The sequence below is a fragment of the Njordella calcicola genome (genome assembly GCF_056494125.1).
Window position 1 is genome coordinate 3,100,350 of sequence record NZ_CM151396.1, and the last position, 20,023, is coordinate 3,120,372.

General features: G+C 53.1%; 8 protein-coding genes. 5 read left to right on the forward strand and 3 right to left on the reverse strand.

Features of this window, described 5'->3' with window-relative positions; genetic code table 11:
- Positions 1 to 156: 156 nt before the first annotated feature.
- The 4 genes from SH302x_RS11740 to SH302x_RS11755 all read left to right on the forward strand — a co-directional run bounded on the left by SH302x_RS11740 (position 157) and on the right by SH302x_RS11755 (position 9,272).
- Positions 157 to 2,961 carry a DUF1553 domain-containing protein gene (locus SH302x_RS11740; RefSeq protein WP_479368877.1) on the forward strand — a complete coding sequence of 935 codons (2,805 nt, stop codon included), beginning with the start codon at positions 157 to 159 and terminating at the stop codon, positions 2,959 to 2,961.
- A gap of 99 nt (positions 2,962 to 3,060) precedes the next feature.
- Complete coding sequence (locus SH302x_RS11745) at positions 3,061 to 5,064, forward strand: NAD(+) synthase (protein WP_479368878.1); 2,004 nt, start codon at positions 3,061 to 3,063, stop codon at positions 5,062 to 5,064.
- Positions 5,065 to 5,068: 4 nt separating this feature from the next.
- Positions 5,069 to 6,304 carry a hypothetical protein gene (locus SH302x_RS11750; RefSeq protein ID WP_479368879.1) on the forward strand — a complete coding sequence of 412 codons (1,236 nt, stop codon included), beginning with the start codon at positions 5,069 to 5,071 and terminating at the stop codon, positions 6,302 to 6,304.
- Positions 6,305 to 6,809: 505 nt separating this feature from the next.
- The gene (locus SH302x_RS11755; RefSeq protein ID WP_479368880.1) at positions 6,810 to 9,272 is read left to right on the forward strand and encodes a diguanylate cyclase; all 2,463 of its coding nucleotides are present in this window, start codon (positions 6,810 to 6,812) and stop codon (positions 9,270 to 9,272) included.
- Positions 9,273 to 9,281: 9 nt separating this feature from the next.
- Here SH302x_RS11755 and SH302x_RS11760 read toward each other — a convergent pair whose 3' ends face one another.
- Both SH302x_RS11760 and rnc read right to left on the reverse strand, forming a co-directional pair.
- The gene (locus tag SH302x_RS11760; protein WP_479368881.1) at positions 9,282 to 10,589 is read right to left on the reverse strand and encodes a peptidylprolyl isomerase; all 1,308 of its coding nucleotides are present in this window, start codon (positions 10,587 to 10,589) and stop codon (positions 9,282 to 9,284) included.
- 32 nt (positions 10,590 to 10,621) lie between these two features.
- On the reverse strand, positions 10,622 to 11,344 hold the full coding sequence (gene rnc / locus SH302x_RS11765) for a ribonuclease III (protein WP_479368882.1): 723 nt from the start codon (positions 11,342 to 11,344) through the stop codon (positions 10,622 to 10,624).
- Between the two features lie 277 nt (positions 11,345 to 11,621).
- Between rnc and SH302x_RS11770 the strand changes: the two genes are divergently transcribed.
- Positions 11,622 to 12,872: a 2Fe-2S iron-sulfur cluster-binding protein gene (locus SH302x_RS11770; RefSeq protein WP_479368883.1), complete on the forward strand. Its 1,251-nt coding sequence runs from the start codon at positions 11,622 to 11,624 to the stop codon at positions 12,870 to 12,872.
- A 296-nt stretch (positions 12,873 to 13,168) separates the two neighbouring features.
- On the opposite strand, the gene uvrA is transcribed toward SH302x_RS11770, so the two are convergent.
- Complete coding sequence (gene uvrA, locus SH302x_RS11775; RefSeq protein WP_479368884.1) at positions 13,169 to 19,963, reverse strand: excinuclease ABC subunit UvrA; 6,795 nt, start codon at positions 19,961 to 19,963, stop codon at positions 13,169 to 13,171.
- Positions 19,964 to 20,023 lie beyond the last annotated feature (60 nt).

Genomic DNA, 20,023 nt, shown 5'->3' on the forward strand with positions numbered 1-20,023 from the left:
TGAAAACCCGCCCTGCCGCCGCCGCGCGACCAGGAACCTTTGTGCTACAATGGAAGCAGCCCGGCGCTGGAGATCTGCTCACAGCCACGGGTTTTTCCTACCTCAATGCTAGCCGCGCCCATCGCCCACCTCACTGCTTCGTTCCATAGGTTCGTCATGCCTTCATTTGCAAGTTCTTTCCTGTCGTTGCAACGGGTTGTCATATGTGCAGTCATTTCCTTCGTCGCCTCGTCCTTCGCATTGACTCTTGTATTGATTTGCGGCATCAATTCCCATGCCCACGCGGCCGATTTGGAACGGCCAACTTTGGCACCTGCCACGTTGTATCGAGCGATCAACTTGAATGGCCCCGAGTTGGTCATTGACGGCCAGAAATGGTTGTCAGACAAATCGGCGAACATCAAAGCGAACGGAAACAGCTTCGACGCACAGTCCATCGAATTGGTGCCTCCGACCGACGATATGCGGGCGCAAATGATTCGCAGTAGTCGCTGGGGCAAAAGCTTAACGATCGACGTTCAAGAGATTCCAGCGGGAGTTTATCAGGTCTTTGTCTACTGTTGGGAGGACAATGACCCTGAGAAATTTGCGATCAAGTTGAACCAGCGAAATGTGGTATTGGAATACGATAGTGGCTCTGCTGGTAAGTGGAAACGCTTAGGGCCTTGGCGTACGGTCGTCCGCGATGGAGTATTGCAAGTTGCCGCTTATGGTGGAGCTGCAAATTTCTCCGGAATTGAAATCTGGGCTGGCGATGGGCCGGTACCAGACCCGTTGGAGCAACAATTTGCGCTGGCACCTTCCGACGAGCAGTTGCAGTTTTTTGAAAGCCGCATTCGGCCGCTGCTGATTGATCATTGTTACGGCTGTCATAGTCTGGAAGCTGGCGAACCGGCGGGGGGCTTGTTGTTGGATTCTCGCGTTGGGGTCATTCAAGGCGGAGTGACCGATCGCGCGGTCTTACCTGGTTTACCTGACCACAGTTTGTTGATCAAAGCGGTGCGGCACGAGATTCCTAGTCTTACCATGCCTCCCGATGAAAAATTAAGCCCAGAACAAATCGCAGATCTGGAAGCTTGGGTTCGCATGCGAGCTCCAGACCCGCGGACCGAGGATACGATTGCAGCTTATAAAGCCATGTCGTCGATCGATTGGGATAAGGCACGCGATTTCTGGTCGTTGAAGCCCATCGTGGACCAACCATTGCCACAAGTGGAAGACCAAGATTGGCCGTTGTCTGGTTTGGATCGATTTGTATTGCAGAAGCTGGAAGAAGCTCAACTGCAACCAGCGGCGAATGCCCAGCGGCGAGTGCTGATTCGTCGCGCCACGTTTGACTTGATAGGACTGCCACCCACTCCAGAGGAAATTGAAGCGTTTGTGAATGACCAATCGCCAGATGCCTTTGACAAGGTCGTCGATCGATTGCTCGCTTCCAGGCATTATGGCGAACGTTGGGGACGCTATTGGTTAGACATTGTGCGCTACAGCGACACCGCTGGCGATAACTCCGACTTCCCAATTCCACAGATGTATCTATACCGCAATTGGGTGATTGATGCGATCAATGCTGATCTACCATATGACCAGTTCATCATGCAGCAAATTGCAGGTGATTTAATGGGCGGCGAAACGAAAGAGCAGGTGCGGCGGCAAACGATTGCCACCGGATACATCTCGAATGCACGTCGTTTTGGTTCACGCGTTGACGATTATCCTCAGCACTTAACGATCGAGGACACGATCGATAACCTTGGCAAGACTTTCTTGGCGACCACGATCAATTGCGCGCGATGTCATAATCACAAATTTGATCCCGTGACTGCAGAAGACTACTACGCCATCTACGGCTTTTTCCACAGCACGCGGTATCCTTGGCCTGGCATTGAATTGGATCAGAAGCAACGCGATTTTGTGAAGCTAGATGGTTCGGATGAAACAATCTATGCGGTTGCGGAAGCGAAATTAGCAGAAGATGTCGCGGTGCAAATCAAGGGCGATCCTGGTAAAGCAGGGCCCGTCGTGCCACGCCGTTTCCTTTCTGTCTTGGGCGGTGAAGCGTTACCTGCAGAAGACTCCTCCAGTGGTCGATTAAACCTAGCTCGTTGGATTGCCGATGCGCAGAATCCACTGACCGCGCGTGTCATGGCAAATCGTATTTGGGCCAAGCATTTTGGACGAGGCTTGGTAGCAACGGCCAACGATTTTGGACGACAAGGCAAACCGCCCTCGCATCCCGAGTTGCTTGATTGGCTGGCCAAGCAGTTTATTGAATCAGGTTGGTCGATGAAAAGCTTGCACCGCACGATCATGCTCTCACGTACTTATCAACAAAGCAGTAATCGATCCGACAAGATGCTGGAAGTAGACCCAACGAACATCTTGCTAAGTGCTTTTCCAAGGCAACGTTTGGACGCGGAGTCGATCCGCGATACGTTACTGCTAGTAAGCGGCCAACTCGATCTAACGCCTGGCGAAGCGCATCCGTTTCCGCCGTCGTCGGAGTGGAAGTATACGCAGCATAATCCATTCAAAGCGGTTTATGAATCGAATCGACGTAGCGTCTATCTGATGACTCAGCGAATACAACGGCATCCCTACTTGGCTATCTTTGACGGTCCAGACCCTGCCACCAGCACTCCGATGCGATTGACAAGTACGACGCCAATCCAAGCGTTGTATTTGCTCAATGACAAGTTTGTTCACGATGCAGCCAGCGGCTTGGCGGCAAAGAGCTTGAGTTGGGAGTTGTCGCCGCCGGAGCGGTTGCAGCGCGTTTGGCAGGAGCTCTTTGCACGGCCGATCACTGACGACGAATTGGCGACAGTCCTGGCATCCATGGAGCGTTTGCAAACCGAGTATACTGCGGCTGGAGTGGCAGAAGCGGAGATGACGACCGCTATTTGGAAGGCTGTGCTACGCTCCCTGTTCCGTTTGAACGAGTTCGTTTATATCGACTAGTGCCGGTAACTTGGTCTACCGCAAAACAAGTTTCCAATCACAATAGATAGCTGGAAATATGTTTGGCCAAGGCAAGCTGCAGTCGCTCAGGATAACTCAATGGACTCTTTCGATTTTCTGCGAATCTCGGTCGCTTCACCGCCGGTGCATGTTGGAAATGCCGCCGCGAACGCGAATGAAACGCTTAACTTCGCACTTAAATGCCATTCAAGCGATGTCGTGTTGTTCCCAGAGCTGAATTTGTCAGGCTATACCTGCGGCGATTTGTTCGCACAAGAATTTTTGCTCGACTCCTGTCTGGAACAAATCGCTTGGCTATGTGAAGCGAACCACCGCGTCCGGCAGATGTGGGTCGTGGGCCTGCCTCTGCGGATTCAACAACAGCTTTATAATTGCGCGGCGGTGATCTGCGAAGGCAAATTGCGTGGTGTGGTCCCCAAGACTTACTTGCCGACCTACCAAGAGTTCTATGAATCGCGTTGGTTTCAGTCGGCGACCGTTCTGAACGATAGGGTGTACCACTACGATGGTTATGAAGTTCCGCTAGGTACAGACTTGCTCTTTCAGAATGGCGAAGCTCGGATTGGAATCGAGATCTGCGAGGATCTGTGGATGCCAATTCCACCTAGCTCACTGCATGCGTTAGCGGGTGCGAATGTGTTGCTGAATTTGTCTGCCAGCAACGAGACGATTGGCAAAGCGGCTTGGCGGAAACAGTTGGTCACCAGTCAAGCGGGGCGCTGTGTGGCCGCATACGCGTATGCTAGTGCTGGCCCAACCGAATCGACCACCGATGTGGTCTTCGGCGGCCACTGCATGATTTGCGAGTTGGGCACGCTGCTGGTGGAATCGCCACGCGTAGGTACCGATTGGCTTGCAGCAAGACAAGGAACAATTATTACCGCCGACGTCGACTTGCACCGCATCGGTCATGACCGTCAAGTCATGCAGACATCGCTGCAGGGAGCCAGTCAACATGTCCCAATCGACTATCGCATTGTCGATTGTAACCTGCCTTTAACCGATCGACGTTTGCAGCGAACGTTTCGAGGCCAGCCATTCGTACCAGCACAGTCCGCAGAGCTGGCGGCGCGATGCCAAGAGATCTTGCAGATTCAGAAAGCAGCCTTGGCTAAAAGACTTGAACAACTGCCAGCCAGCTTGCCGCTGACAATTGGCGTCAGTGGCGGCTTGGATTCCACGCTCGCCTTGCTGGTCGCCGTCGAAACGTGCGATGATTGCGGCTATGATCGAAAACGCATCGTAGGGCTAACGATGCCTGGATTTGGTACCAGCAAACAGACTCGCGACAATGCGGTCGCCTTGATGGAATCGCTGGGCATCACGCATCAAAGTATCGATATTCGAGCGACTTGCCTGGAGATCTTCCGAGGTATGCAGCATGCCCCGTTTGGTCTGGCATTGGACGGTAAATCGGTCGAACAATTGCAAAGCGAGTTAGAGAATTTACCCGACGACAATCGTCACGATTTGGTGTTTGAGAATGTTCAAGCACGAACCCGCACGATGCTGCTCATGAATCGCGGGTTTGTTTTAGGGACTGGAGATTTATCCGAATCAGCATTGGGTTGGTCGACCTACAATGGCGATCATATGTCGATGTATAACGTCAATTGCGGAGTCCCCAAGACCTTGGTCCGATTCTTGGTTCGTCACATTGCCGAGCATGATTTTCAGGCACCGATTCGTGAAGTGCTTCTTGAGATTGCTGCGATGCCGATATCGCCAGAGCTATTGCCGTTGCGAGCTGACGGAAATGTGTCGCAAGCGACTGAGTCGACTATCGGTCCCTATGAATTGCATGACTTCTTTCTCTATCATTTTGTGCGGACGGGAGCTTCGCCAGAGCGGCTGCGTTTTTTGGCGGCCCATGCAAAATTCGAGACGGAATATACTGCGCAGGAGATCGAACGCACCTTGCGAATCTTCTTAAAACGTTTTTTTGCGAACCAATTCAAGCGCAGTTGTATTCCCGATGGGCCAAAAGTAGGCACAATATCACTATCACCGCGGGGCGATTGGCGGATGCCCAGCGATGCTTCTTCCGAAGACTTTATCAATTCGTTGGATCAAACGGAGTGAAAGTGTGACCGACTTAGCCGCCGATTCGAAAGTGATTGATTCCACGTTGAAAGGGCACTTTGTCAGCGTTGCAGAGCTGACAGGCGTTGAACTTGCCGAAAACGAAGCTGCACCTCAGTCTCGATTTTCCATTCAGCTTCAGTTGTGCGACAACCGACGCAATCAACAACTGCTGCAGGGAGTCGGTTCCGATTTGACCTCCGCCGTGCAAGCCGCGCTGCGACCGATCTGCATCGCTGCGATCAATCTAGATCTGGAGCAAAGGTTGCGATCCGATGGCGCGACACAATGGACGGCTGTGACGACAGCGAACTTGAAGAACGCGAAGCGACAAGGGGTGGGGAAGTTTGTTGCTACGGATAGGGCCGTCGGAGCTGTGATGGCAAGTCTACGAGCGATCCATTACGCGGGACTATTGAATGCCCAGTTCCGCGCCAACAACCAAAAGCAACTGCGGCAGGTGGCCAGGCAGACCCTGGACGAACTGATCGATACCTTGGGGCTTGGGAGTCTATCAAGCAGACAGGATTGCGAAGCTGAAAGTGTGCTGCTTGAACAAATGAATCGAATCGCGTCGGCAGCCGTCCTGACAGCCGCAAATCACCCTCAGCGTGATTCGATCCTGAGTTTATATGACACAAGTTCGTGGCTGTATGACAGCGATGGAAAGCGACGTGATAGTTTCACTCAGACGGACCATTGGCTAGCTTGGTATCCCGGTTTAGAAAATGGAGAGTTGACTGCACGCGAAGTCATCGATTCGATGCCTGCAGCCACGGACCATGAAATCCCGTGGATTGTCCGGTTACTTGAAAATCCAGAAAGCTGGCTGAGATTCCGTGGCGCAGTGATGTTATCGGATCACGATATCATGCATGTCCTGCTTGGACGCGGTTTGCAGGATCAAGATGAAGCGTTCGTGATTGGTTTTGCGATGGGGACCGCCAAACGCCGCAGCCGTCTCCAGTCAGCAATTTTGCGTTGGTTCATGAGCCGCTGGTATCCAGAGCCTTATCGTGTGCCGAAGTACTTGTTGCCCTCGTTTGACCTGGGGTTTGAGTGTGGTCGGCAGACGGGTGCAAAGGATTTGTTCCGACGTTGTTTTGATGAGTATCTTGATATGCCGCTAGCGCAGAGTAGAGCGGCCTGCGGCATCGATGTAGAAGTCTTGCGGAAGTTTTTTCGTCGCGAGCAGGTAGCGATTCCGATGACGATTGCTTCGATTCGGTTGCCTGTGTAGAGCGATGGTTGAACGAAGGCGATGCTCTACGTAGGCCGGCAACAAGGTCGCTTGTGTACTTGCTGAAACTGCGTAAAGCTTATCATGAACAGGCTGAGTGGGTTGCTGACGTTGAATGGATTTAAGCGACTGATGTTCCGGCGCTATGGTGGACTTTGCTTGCTTCGCCTTACGAGATCAGCACGGTTTCGTTTTACCGCGTTGGGCATCGCCCCGCGTTTGGAAGTATAACGCGGAAGTAACGCGGCCCGATGGGCACGCGGTTAAACGACGTTTCCCCTGTTTCGGTCATCATTGAGGATCGCCATAATCGCACACGCCTCATAATCGCTACAATGCATTGATTTTCTGCAGTCCTCAAGAATTCAATGATGAATCGACGCTGCATGTCGCTATCTAGAGGGCATTTCTAAATACGCGTTCTCTCGCCGCCTAGCTGCAGATTGAATCCTAGCGAAGTACGCTTCAATCACGTTTGCTTCCTTCTCTTGTTGAACAACCAACCATGCGACGCTTCAGTCCCCGACATCGCATCGTACTAACCTTGGTTGTCCTATCGATCAGCCCCGTGCTGGTTGCCGGATCGATGGGCAAGATCGATTTAATGGGCGCTTCGAAAATGACTGAGCGGCAGGAGGCCGTACAGCAGATCGCACGCGCGGCCGTTCAACATTTGGAGAAAAATGGCCCGGTTGGCTTTCAAGCAATGGTGCGGAACCTGCTCGCAAGCCAGCCTGTCGTTACTGAGTTCTCCATCTCCCGCATCGACGGCGTAAAACTGTGCAACATCGATATGCGGAAGGAACCTGGCAATCATTCGACGATTGCTTCCTACGTCAACTCGTTCTTCGGAGACCAAAGCCGCTTGCAGTTTCCCATCAGTCGCAATGATAAGCCGTGGTTGAAAGTGGAGGCCGCCTTTTCCAACGCATCTTGGAGCGATTCGGGGCTTGGCAGTCTGCTTTCCGTCATCGCCATCGTCGTAGGCATCAATTCCTTTACATTCGGATTGTACCTGCGACGCATGCTGTCGTTCATGGATCCCAAGAACGCGGTTCCAAAGCGAGTACGAAACACTTTGGACACCATCGCCAGCGGGATCGTGCTGCTGGATAGTGAAGGCCGAATCATGGTCATCAATGACTCGTTTTCCGCAGCTTGCCAAAAGACGCGTGATGAATGCATCGGTGGAACTCTGGATCAGTTCGAATGGCATCTGGTGAACGACACGATTTCGCCATGGCAGAAAGCTTTCGAATCGAAAACGCCTTGTATGCTGACGGTCGAACTGAAAACGCCAAAGAACAAGCTGCAAATCTTCAACGCGAACGCGACGCCGGTCTTTGATGCCTCCGATGGTTTGGCCGGCGTGCTTGTCAGTTTCGAGAACGTCACAGAGATCGAAGCTCAGCGAAAAGACTTGCTGAAGGCGTTCCGCGAACTGGAAATGAACAAAGAGCAGATTCGCCGTCAAAACGAAGCACTCAAGGAACTCGCTTCACGAGATGCCCTAACAGGCGCATTCAATCGTCGCGCTTTGTTCGAATATCTGGATGAATGTTGGTTGAAGAAAGATACGTTTGAAAACGGTGTCATCGGTATCATGATGGACGTCGACCACTTCAAGAAGCTGAACGACGTACACGGTCACGCCGTCGGCGACTCGGTACTAAAAGATGTCGTGCGAGTTGCCAGAAAAGCGGTCGCTTCGGAAGGCTTCTTGGCGCGATACGGTGGTGAAGAGTTCTGTATCGTGTTGCCTAATCGTACAATCGAAGATGGAATTGGAGTTGCAGAACGAGTCCGAATTGCGATCGAAACCGAATTAGCTATCCCTTACGCAGTTACCTCCAGCGTGGGCGTTTCGTCAAGCGACTTTGGTGCTAGCTCGGGGCAGGGCCTGATTGACCAGGCCGACAAGGGTTTGTATGCGGCCAAGCATGCTGGTCGTAATCAAACGCAGACTTACTCGACGGAGATTGAGAAGCTTGCTGAAAAGAAGACTGGTTCGAGTGCCAGCGACGCGAAGTTCCAACGCAAGGAGATGGAGATCTCGTATCAAGCGGCCGTTTCATTGCACACCGCTTTGCTGTACAAGCACGCTCCCAGTGCCTACCACTCGCAACGTGTCGCTGAAATATCGTTGGGAATTGCGCGAGGCCTGTTGGGGGTACGAGACTTGTATATGTTGGAGGTCGCGGCGCTGCTGCACGATATCGGAAAGATCGCTGCTCCGGACGATGTGCTGGCCGATCACCATCTTGGCAAGTTCTCGATCGACCAACCGCAGTTGCGTGTTTATGCAGAAGACGGCGTGCGAATCATCCGCGCTTCGTTTGATTGCAATGATCTTGCCAACATCATTCGCTACCACTTGTGCCGCTACGATGGTCAGCATTCGATGACGGACGACTTAGTTGGTCCCGATATCCCCCTGTCTGCTAGAATCGTCAGTATTGCCAATGCGTACGATGAGATGGTCAACTGCGCCGATGCTGAGCACACGATTTCGCACGCTGAGGCGATCCTGCGATTGCAATTGGGCGCTGGTACCAAATTTGACCCAGAGCTAGTCGCTCGGTTTGCGAATCAAGAAACGGGTTGGCGTTTGGATGGTTCGCATTTGTTATCAGATGACGGCCAAAATCGAGAGATCATCGATCTGGGATACAACCTGGAACAAGCGATGCACGCCTATGATGGCGGCGATGTCAGTAAGCTGCAGCGATGCTTGGAGCTCATTGCCGAGATAAGCCGTCGACTAGACTTTGTGAACATCTCTCGCATCGCTTCGGAGCTGCGTGCAAACCTGGATCGCAAAACAGCAGCGGACCTCGACGGCTTCATTCCCGTACTTCAAGATTTGATCGAAAGCTGCAGCGCGATCCTGCGTGGGTACTTGCGAAACGTCGCTTCGCGGGGTACAGCGCCAGATCAATCAAGGCCATTGCTCAAGTCGCAAAGCTAAATCGATTGACTAGAAAGGCAGTTTGCCTTTGGTCGGATTTGGTTTGTATTGATGGTCGCGCCCCTTTTTCATCTCCGCTCGAATCAGATAATCCGTCTTCACGTTAGGGTCCTTCTGCTGATCCTCCTCCGTAAGGTCGACTTTGCGAAAGATCCCTATCTTCTCCTCGCCGCTGACGACGCGTCCAAAGACGGTCACCGATTCGCCAATTACTGGCAGCGCGGCCGAAGCAATCATGAACTGAGACGAAGCGGTGGATGTATCGATTTCTCCCCCCTCGCCCTTTACGCTCAAGGCAAAGAACAGACTGCCTCGAAAGATCCCACGGGCGTCCGGCAACTCCGCTTCGCTGGCAATTGAGTAACCTGCGTTGCCTGTTCCATTGCCGATCTTGCAACCGGTTTGAACTCCGAAGTGCGGCACAACGCGAAAGATACGCATCCGATTGTAGAAACTGTTTTGGACCAGATACATGAAATTCGCGACCGCATCCGGTGCTTGGTCCTCAAACAATTCCACCTGCAACAGTCCCTTGCTCGTGATCAGTTCTACTACAGGGTTGTCTCGCGACTTGTCAAGCTCGCGTTGTTCCAATTCCGCTTGCCAAGCCTCCTTGGCTCGATCAATGTTCCGATACATCGCTTGCATCATGGCTGGCAAGGTTGCGGCCGCGGAGTATTGGTCCCAAGCGTCCTTCGCTAACTCGAAATCATTGTTTGCATAACCAATGAAACCGATCGCTGAGAGCAGCGGTGCATCCAGTTCCACAGGTGGCAACTCTAGGACAGTCTTAGCGGCTTGAAGCACGTGGTCGACTCGATCCAGTTGCCCTTCCTTGCGAACAATCTCCATGAGCGTTAGGCCAAGGTTATTGAATTTAGTTGGCTCACTGCGATAGATTTCAGCCATCTCATCAAGCCACTCTCGCATATGCACTTGCGAGCGCCGGAAAACCTGATCCCACTGGATGACCTGCTTTAAATCCTTGTCATAATTCGGCTCCGCGAGATGATAGCGTGAAAAGACCCGACGCAACTCTTTGACGTCATCGCGAAAGGTGTCGACGCGGCGTTGATAGCTGGTTTGAATTTCCGGTGATACGTCATCAGGCAGGACGCCAAATCGGCTATCACGGTCCGCGATCGATTGTTCCATCAAGTCCGCTTCCTGCTTGCGTTGCATCTCTTGTTGCATCAACAATTCGGAAAACGTAAGTTCATCTTTGGCCTGCTCCTCCTGGCCCAGCGTGATGGCAGGTTGATAGGCCAAAGCGATCAAGACAAACACGCGAAGAATCCAAGGCTTCATGAGATCCATCAAATTAACAAGGTTAAGGGTGAGAGGAAGATTCACGGGCACTCACCACTATCATACGGTGGTACATGGCCATTAAGTTCAGCGAGGGCGTTCCCAGCCGCGCGCTGCTCGGCATCTTTTTTGTTCTTGCCACTAGCGGCTGTAAAGACGCGGTTGCCCAGTTCAGCGGCAACCGCAAACACTTTATCATGGTCGGGGCCAGCTTGACGTAGCAGAAGATAACGCGGTGTCAGACCTAGCTCGCGTTGGCAATAATGTTGCAAGATCGATTTGTAGTTCCCGATGCCCGCATCTTCGTCAGCCGTAATTAACTCCTCATGCATCGACGTCTCGATAAACCGTTGAGCTGCTTCCAGGCCCCCGTCGAGGAAGACGGCCGCAATCAACGCTTCATACACGTCGCTCAATAGCGAGCGAGGCAGGACCGCTTTCAACATCCCACGACCTAGAATGAGGTACGCTTCCAAACCCATGCGTCGAGCGACTTTGGCACAAATCCTCCGCGACACAATGTTGGATTTGATCTTGGTTAGCTCGCCTTCCAGCAAATCGGGGTGATGGCGATAAAGATGATCGCAGATCACCATACCAAGAATACTGTCGCCTAAGAACTCTAACCGTTCGTTGCTTTCCACGCGGCGGCTTGCTCCCGAAGCATGCGTCAGAGCCGCTTGCAGGAGTTGAATGTCTCGAAACTTATAGCCAATCTTCTGTTGGCAATCCACAAGCTTTTCTTCGATCGACAACTGACTCATCAACAGGGCATCCATCTCGCATAAACCATTCCAAGACAAAACGAATTGCCAGAGCGCTTGCTGGGAGGATGGGACACTGGCCCCCGCCTGAGGTGGACCAGAGTCTCATGCTTCAATACGGAGCACGTCTGCGACCAACAGTATAACTTGTTCGGCACAAATGTTTCAGCCCACATAACCGTACAATTTTTCGCTTAAAAATCGGCGGCAAGCTCAACCGCAACGTCGAGCTAACCTATTTTTGAGGGTGTTTTGCAACTTGAAACCGCCAACTGCCATGAATATGCCACTTCTGACGCCATCGAATTACGCTTTGAGTCGCTTCTTTGGAGTTGGCTGCCGAATGCCGCTTGCACCGTCCGTGCCGGAAGAAAATGCCCTGCTCTATGCCATCGAATCCAGCTATCGCAATGCGGCGATCGATGCTCCAAAACAATGGCAACCAATGGCCGTGGAACGCATCCGCAAAGAAACTCGTGACGTGAAGTCGTTCTATCTGGTGCCAACGCAATCCAGACCGCTGCCGGCTTTCCAAGCTGGGCAACACCTTCTGATCAGCAATCGGAATCATCCCGCTGCCGCCCAACAAAAGTCGCTCAGCCGCTGTTACACGCTCTCTGGAATCTCCAATCCAACCTTCTGGCGTATCTCCGTCAAACGCCAATCGCCGATCGCCAGCGATAGCGACCATGTTGCCAGCAGTTTTAGTAACTTCCTACACGATCATGTGCGAGTTGGCGATACGCTGCAAGTCAAAGGACCCAGTGGTCGTTTCACTTTGCAAGCCGCCGGAGCTTCGCCCGTCATGCTGTTCGCCGCTGGGATTGGTATCACACCGATGATCTCGATGGCTCAACAAGCGCTAAACGAACATCCCGATCGTTCCGTCGGTATCCTTTATCAGTCGCAAACGCCCGATCAGACGGCTCTGGCGAAAGAGCTGATTGAGCTGGCGAGGTATCATCGAAATCTTAAGCTCATCTTCGCATTTTCAAAGCTTGATCCACAACAGCCTTTCGACAATGAGTTGCCGAATATTGGGTTTATTGGTGGCCGAGCGAACGCCATTCAACTTGTCGCCCAAATCGATGCGGCAGCTAGAGGGAACTGTTACTTGTGTGGACCTTGTCAATGGATGGCGGCCATGATTACGGGACTCAAGTCGCATGGATTCGAGGATTCGCAAATCCATTTTGAATCCTTTGGCAGCGAGCTTGTGTTAAAGGATTCAAGTGCCGATGAGCAATCGTTAAGCCACGACGCGCCCGCTTCGAGCTTTAAAGTGAAGCTCGCCGAGGCCGACACTCAGATCAATTTCGAACCCAAGGGCGGTTCGCTGTTGGACCAACTGCAAAAGGCAGGAGCAGACGTGGCGGGAGGTTGTCGAGCGGGCAACTGCGGCACGTGCATGACACGACTGATTAAAGGCCAAGTGGATCCGGGCAAGCACTCCTGCTCCGACTTAGCAGAGGGTTGGATACTTCCTTGCGTAGCCACGCCGCAATCCGACGTTGAACTGCAAGTGTAAAACCACGATTGCTGGACGCAGCGATCGCGAGCTTGATCGTCGTTGCTTCTGATGCGAACACGTTTCTTATTCACCCTCCCGACTCGGGAGGGTCGGCTTCTACCGTAGGCCGGTAACAAGCAAAGCCACCGCCAGCGCCGGAACATCGGTCGCTTGAATCTGGTCAACGTCACCAACCCACTCAGCCCATTCATGATCGGCTTTGCGCAGCTCCGGCAACAGCACAAGCGACCTTGTTCCGGCCTACATCGAACCGCTTGACGCGTTCGCTATGGCACCTATGACCGCTTGAACGATCAGGCCCTAGTCGATACATCGTAGAAGCCGTACATCATAAACGCTACCCAATCCATGAAGTCTTCTCGATGCACCGTCGAATTAGGGCCCACCGTTAAGGTCACTAAACTCCAGTCGCCATTGACCGTGAATCGATATCCAATCTTTTGCTTTGAGTTCCCTTGGTCACTGCGCATCGAATCATGATGAGCCCGCACAGGAGGGGGCGGATTGCTATTCAGCTTTGCCAACGGGACTCGTATTTGTAACGTCGCCCACTGGTCATCGTGTTGAGCTTTAATAAACCATTGGCTTGAGTTGCCAAGCTTAACCGTCACTTCGTCGGAGTTATCGGACACTAAGTCGAACATGCCAGATTCCTGCACACATTCCATGACTGCAACAGCAATTTCATCCATTCCAATCAATAGAGCATCGTCGTCTTGGTCACTCTGTTGAGCATCACGAAACGGAGCTTCAAAGCTACCGATGGCAGGCGGATCAGCAACCATCGTCGCTTCGGAAGACGGGCCAACGATCGCTTGGTAGAAATTTTCAATCGTCTGCTGGCGCTGCAGTTGGCTCATCGACGAAAGTATGTCCAGCAACTCTCGCTTATTCACCGTCTCGCCATTCAAGACCGCGTCAAAAATGTAGCGTCCCAAATCCGGCACCTCCTGAAGCTTGCCGACCGCGGGTGGAAGCCCATTTGCTTCTACCAGTTCGACTGCCTGCCGCTGGCGATACGGACCAGTTGCGAGCACTGACGCGAGCGCACTGCCGGTGTGGCTGACTAAAGGTAGTTTATCTGCTGGCTCTAACACCGCAACGGCCGCGGAAGCATAGTTTTGCGACGCGTCGACTTTCTTCGGCACACGTTTCGCCTTGGTTTTCGCAGTTGATTTCGTCGTCTGGCTGGTAGCGGTCAATCTCGCTTCTGTGGCGACAGCGTAATCAACCAGTTGCTCCGGAGTGCCTGCGAATACTAATTGGCCCCCAGCCCAGCCCGCTTCAGGCCCCAGCTCGATGACCCAGTCTGCGTTCTTGATCACGTCTAGATTGTGTTCAATGACCACGACCGTGTTGCCTTGATCGACCAATCGATGGAACACATCCAGTAGTTTTGCGATATCGTCAAAGTGCAAGCCGGTGGTGGGTTCGTCGAACAAATATAAAGTCTTACCTGTCGCTGGCCGCGCCAGTTCGGCCGCTAGCTTTACGCGTTGAGCTTCCCCGCCGCTCAGCGTTGGGGCCGACTGCCCTAGCGAAACATATCCCAAGCCCACATCGTCCAAGATATTCAAAACGCGCATGATGCGTTTTTCCGTCTTAAAGACCTCTTTGGCTTGCACGATCGACATATTCAGCACATCGTTGATCGACTTCCCACCATACAACACATCCAACGTTCGGCTTTGATATCGCTGGCCGTTGCATGAGTCGCACTGGACCCACACGTCAGGTAGAAAATGCATTTCGACTCGACATTGACCGTTGCCTTCGCATTTCTCGCAGCGACCGCCGGGAACATTAAAACTGAAGTCACGGGCGGTCAGGCCAGCGCCGGCTGCTTGCGGCTGTCGGGCGAACACATTACGAATATCATCAAAGATGCCCGTGTAAGTAGCTGGCGTTGACGAAGGCGAATTACCCAGCGGACTTTGATCGACACGGACAACTTTATCGATCCCACGCGTGCCTTCGATCCCGCGATGAGGGCCCGGCGTTACATTCGCGCGGTGGTACTTCCGCGCCAGCGATGGATAGAGGATACCATTGATCAAACTGCTTTTACCCGAACCGCTTGGCCCAGCGATCGCCGTGAATCTTCCGAGCGGAATGGATACATCGATATGCCTCAGCGTGTGCATGTGTGCGTCGCGAATCACCAGCATCTCACTGGAGGCAGCGATTGGACGCCGATTGGTGGGAATTGCAATCGCGTTCTTGCCACTCAAGTGAGGGCCAGTTACGCCTTGCCCGCGCCGCTTCACCTGTTCCACTGGCCCTTGGTCGACGACGGTGCCTCCCAAATGTCCTGAACCGGGGCCAAAGTCACACAACTGATCGCAGCTTGCAATCACATCGCGATCATGTTCCACCACAATTAACGTATTGCCGTTGTCCCGCAATCGGTGCATCGCGGATATTAAGCGATGATTGTCTCGCGGATGCAAGCCGATGGTCGGTTCGTCCAGCACATACAGCACGCCACACAAGCCGCTGCCCAGTTGCGCTGCCAAGCGAATGCGTTGCGCTTCACCGCCGCTCAGGCTGTTGGCCGCTCGGCCAAGTGTCAGATAGTCAAGTCCGACTTCGACCAGGAATTCTAAACGTTTGCGAATTTCAGCGATCAGCTCTGCGCAATACTTCTTCTCATGCGCGGTGAGTTTCCAGGAGCTTACCAATTGCAGCAAATTCCCCAACGACTGATTGACTAAGTCGACAATCGTATGGTCATGGAACACAGCATGCGCTGCTTCTGGTCGGACGCGTGAACCAGCGCAAGATAGGCATTCCACTTCCGCGATGATCGTATCCAGTTGCATGCGGACCGTGGTGCTCGCTCGGGAAGCGGTTTCCAGCGCAGGCACCACGCCGCGAAATTGAAACGAAAATCCGACGTGGATATCCTTGCTCGCAGGCACTTCATACCATTGCTCGCCAGAGCCAAACATTAGCAGTTGTCGATGTGCGGCCGATAATGAGCCGATTGGGACGTCGATACGGAACCCATGCTGATGCGCAACCGCGCTAAGCATCGCTTGTGATTCTGGCGTTTGCAACATAGGCCACAACGTGATGCCCTGTTGCAGCAGCGAACGCGTGGGATCGATAAAGCTGTCAAGGTTGCGGCCGATCTGAGTGCCCAGACCGTTACAGCTATCGCACCAACCGACGGCACTGTTGAATGAAAAATTATGCGGCGTCAAATGCTCGTACGACTTGCCACAATTCACGCAGGCCAAATGCAATGAATGCGTTTCGATCTCCCAGTTCTTTTCCATGCGTGCTTCATTCGCCAAAGCCAACCGGAGCCGTCCATCGCCAAGCCGCAACGCTTGCTCGATGGAATCTGCTAGTCGTGATCGAGATTTCTTGTCGATGGTAACGCGATCCACCACGACTTGGATTTCGTTCCTCTTCAGCGCGTCCAGCGGACCACGCTCGGCAATCAACGTCGTCTCGCCATTGATGCGAACACGTGTGTACCCATCGGCGGTCAGTTTGTCAAAGAACGCATCATCGACGACACGATTTGGCATCGATTTGGCATCGATAATCGGAGCCAGCAACATCGCTTTTGTGCCTGCTGGATGTTCCATTACGCGGTCGACAATTTGATCGATCGTCTGCGTCTTCACTTCTGATTTGCACGCGGGACAACGCATGCTGGCCGCCCGCGCCATCAGCACTCGCAGATAATCATAGATTTCTGTCACGGTACCAACCGTGCTGCGAGGCGTGTGGCCAAGGTTTTTTTGTTCCAACGCGACGGCGGGCGACAAACCGGTGATCGAGTCCACGATGGGTTTGGGCATCTGGCCCACGAACTGCCTAGCATACGAACTTAAGCTTTCGACATAGCGTCGTTGCCCTTCGGCATAGATTGTATCCATGGCCAACGAGGTTTTCCCGCTGCCACTGTGTCCGCAAAACACCGTCATCTTGTCGCGCGGGATCGTTACATCGACCGATTTCAGATTGTGCATCTGAGCGTTCTGCACCGTGATGCTTTCCAGCGGTGTAGGAATGAAATCATCGCTCGTTTTCGTCGCCGATTTGCTTGGCGACTTCTTCGATCGCTTCTTAATGACATTCTTTGCGACTTGTTGTTCGAAGTACCGCAGCAGTGACCGTGCGGTATATGACTTCTTGTGCTTGACGACATCCTCTGGAGTACCCGTCGCAATGATTTGACCGCCGCCATCGCCGCCTTCCAACCCCAGGTCGATGATCCAGTCGGCCGCTTGAATGAGATCCAAGTTGTGCTCGACAACAACAACCGTGTTTCCTAGATCCACCAATCGCTGCAGAACGCTCAATAGCATCGAGATATCGTGGAAATGCAAACCGGTGGTCGGTTCATCGAGTACGAAGATTGTCTTCCCTGTCGAGCGGCGGCTAAGTTCTTTGGCCAGCTTGATCCGTTGCGCTTCGCCGCCACTGAGCGTTGGCGATGGTTGCCCAAGCTTGATGTAATCCAATCCAACATCATGCAGCGTTTGCAGCTTCTCTGCGATCTTCGGTATATTCGCATAGTGCTGAAGCGCCTGCTGCACGTCCATCTCCAGCGTGTCGGCGATCGATGCTTCTTTGAAGCGGACATCTAACGTCTCATGGTCATAACGTTTGCCATCGCACACCGGACACGGAACCCAAATATCAGCCAACATCTCCATGTCCAGGCTAGTGGCCCCGTTACCACCGCAAGCGCTGCAGCGACCGCCTTCGGTATTGAAGCTAAACCGCCCCGCGTTAAACCCTCTGCGTTTCGCGTCTGGTAATTGGGCATACAGGTTTCGAATTTCGTCGAACACTTTGACATACGTCGCGGGATTGCTGCGAGGCGTACGACCGATGGGGCTTTGATCGATATCGATAATCTTGTCGAGATGTTCGGCACCCACAATCGAAGCGTGAGCCCCCGGCTTCTGTTCCGCTTTCATCAGCAGGTTGGACAATGCGGGCGTCAGAATATCGCTGATCAATGAGCTTTTACCGCTGCCGCTGACCCCGGTCACACACACTAAACAGCCCAGCGGAATTTCGACATCGACATTCTTGAGGTTGTGATGCCGAGCGCCTTGAATCTTCAGCGATTTACCGTTGCCCGCACGACGCTTCTCGGGCCGACCAATGTTCAAACGACCTGAAAGATAAGCCCCTGTTAAGCTATCGCCGTCCGAAGCGATGTCTTGCCAGTCGCCGATCTTCAAAAGCTTGCCGCCACGCACGCCGGGGCCTGGTCCAAAATCGACGACTAGATCTGCCTGCTGCATCGTGTCTTCGTCATGTTCGACCACCAGCAAAGTATTGCCCAGGTTGCGCAATCGCTTCAGCGAATGGATCAATCGATCGTTATCGCGAGGATGCAAGCCGATCGAAGGCTCATCCAAGACGTAAGTGACGCCGACCAAGCCGGAGCCGATCTGTGATGCCAGCCGTATCCGCTGCGATTCGCCGCCAGATAAAGTGGGCGCTGTTCGATTCAGCGTCAGGTATTCAAGTCCAACTTCTAGCAAGAACCCCAAGCGAGCGCGAATCTCCTTGACCGCTTCGCTGGCAATCTGCCAATTAAGCGTATCGAGTTCCAGATGTTCAAAGAACTCGAAGCAATCGGCAATAGCTAGATCGCCGACATCGGCCAGCGACAGCCACGCTCGTTTTTTGAATGCCGCTGCCGAACTGGAAGTCTTCAGCCGCAGGTGACGAGCTTGAGCGTTCAGCCGCTGGCCCTCGCACTCGTCGCAGTTCATGGTGCGCATCAACTTCTCATGCTGCCGACGCTGCATCGGATTCTTGGAGCTCTCCCAAGTTGATTTGAACTCACTCAATAGGCCCGCAAAGGATTTAAAAACCAACGTCGCTCGACGACCACTGCGGCGTTCTTTCTGTACCAGCGGCTTGCTATCGCCATAAAGCCAAAAGTGTTGATACTCGGGCTTTAATTTCATCCACGGCGTCTTCAGCAGATGGCCTTTTGCAGTTCCAAATAGCTTCTCCATACTATCGGCGATAGAACGCAAACGCACTTGCGTCGCCTTAGATAGACTTGCCCAATCGCCCAGCAGCGTCAAAGCACCTCCGCGAATCGACAGCTTGGGGTCCGGTATCAGCAGTTCAAGATCGTAGGAATAAGTGACGCCCAGTCCGTCGCAGCGTGGGCACATACCTTGCGGCGAATTAAAGCTGAGCATCTGAGGGCTGGGCGGCTGCAGCGATATCTGACAAGATGCGCAAGAGAACTGAGTCGAGAAGACTTGTTCGTTGCTGGATTTCTTTTTCCGCCTCGAACTGGGCTTGGTCCCCTTCGACGCTTTTGCCGAGTCACTCGATGCAGCGGCAGTTGAGGCAGCGGTATCGCTAGCGGCAACAATCACGCTGCCTTCGCCGAAACGAATGGCGACGGCCAAGGCGTCCAGCAGCGGTTTGCGATCAGCTTGCGGCGACGATTCGTCATGCACCAGCACACGATCGATCAACAATTCGACATCATGCTTTTTAAGTTTGTCTAGCTTGGGCGGGTCCGCTAGTTCAATCAGGGCACCGTCGACGCGTGCTCGCAAAAAGCCCTGTCGTTGGAGCTGTTCAAAAAGGTCGCGGTGCTCGCCTTTCTGAAGCCGAATGATCGGCGCGAGGAGAACGACTTCGCTGCCACCAAAGTTTGAAATAATGCTTGCGGCAATTTGATCCAGGGTTTGAGCTGTGACGGGCTGGTCGCAGCTTGGGCAAAACGAAGTCGCCACGCGAGCGAACAGCACGCGAAGGAAATCTTGGATTTCGGTAATGGTGCCAACCGTGCTGCGAGGATTATTGCTGGTCGATTTTTGGCTGATAGAAATCGACGGACTCAGGCCCGATAGATGGTCGACGTCCGGTTTCGGCAGTTGGCCAATGAATTGGCGTGCATAACTGGACAAGCTTTCCAGATAACGCCGCTGTCCCTCGGCGTAAATGGTATCAAAGGCCAGCGAACTTTTGCCGCTGCCGCTGACACCTGTAAAACAGATCAATTTTCCGTGGGGAAGTGCTAGATCGACATTCTGTAAATTGTGCTCACGAGCTCCTTTGACGACAATTTCTCGATCCACGGGAGTCCTTTCAGGCAGACGTCGTATAACACAGAATGGTTTTGGGCGTTACACTATTGA

Excerpts from the sequence above, each read along its gene's own strand:
- SH302x_RS11740 (WP_479368877.1), top strand. The coding sequence starts at position 157 with ATGCCTTCATTTGCAAGTTCTTTCCTGTCGTTGCAACGGGTTGTCATA.
- SH302x_RS11745 (WP_479368878.1), top strand. The coding sequence starts at position 3,061 with ATGGACTCTTTCGATTTTCTGCGAATCTCGGTCGCTTCACCGCCGGTG.
- SH302x_RS11755 (WP_479368880.1), top strand. The coding sequence starts at position 6,810 with ATGCGACGCTTCAGTCCCCGACATCGCATCGTACTAACCTTGGTTGTC.
- SH302x_RS11760 (WP_479368881.1), bottom strand. The coding sequence starts at position 10,589 with ATGGATCTCATGAAGCCTTGGATTCTTCGCGTGTTTGTCTTGATCGCT.
- rnc (WP_479368882.1), bottom strand. The coding sequence starts at position 11,344 with ATGAGTCAGTTGTCGATCGAAGAAAAGCTTGTGGATTGCCAACAGAAG.
- SH302x_RS11770 (WP_479368883.1), top strand. The coding sequence starts at position 11,622 with ATGAATATGCCACTTCTGACGCCATCGAATTACGCTTTGAGTCGCTTC.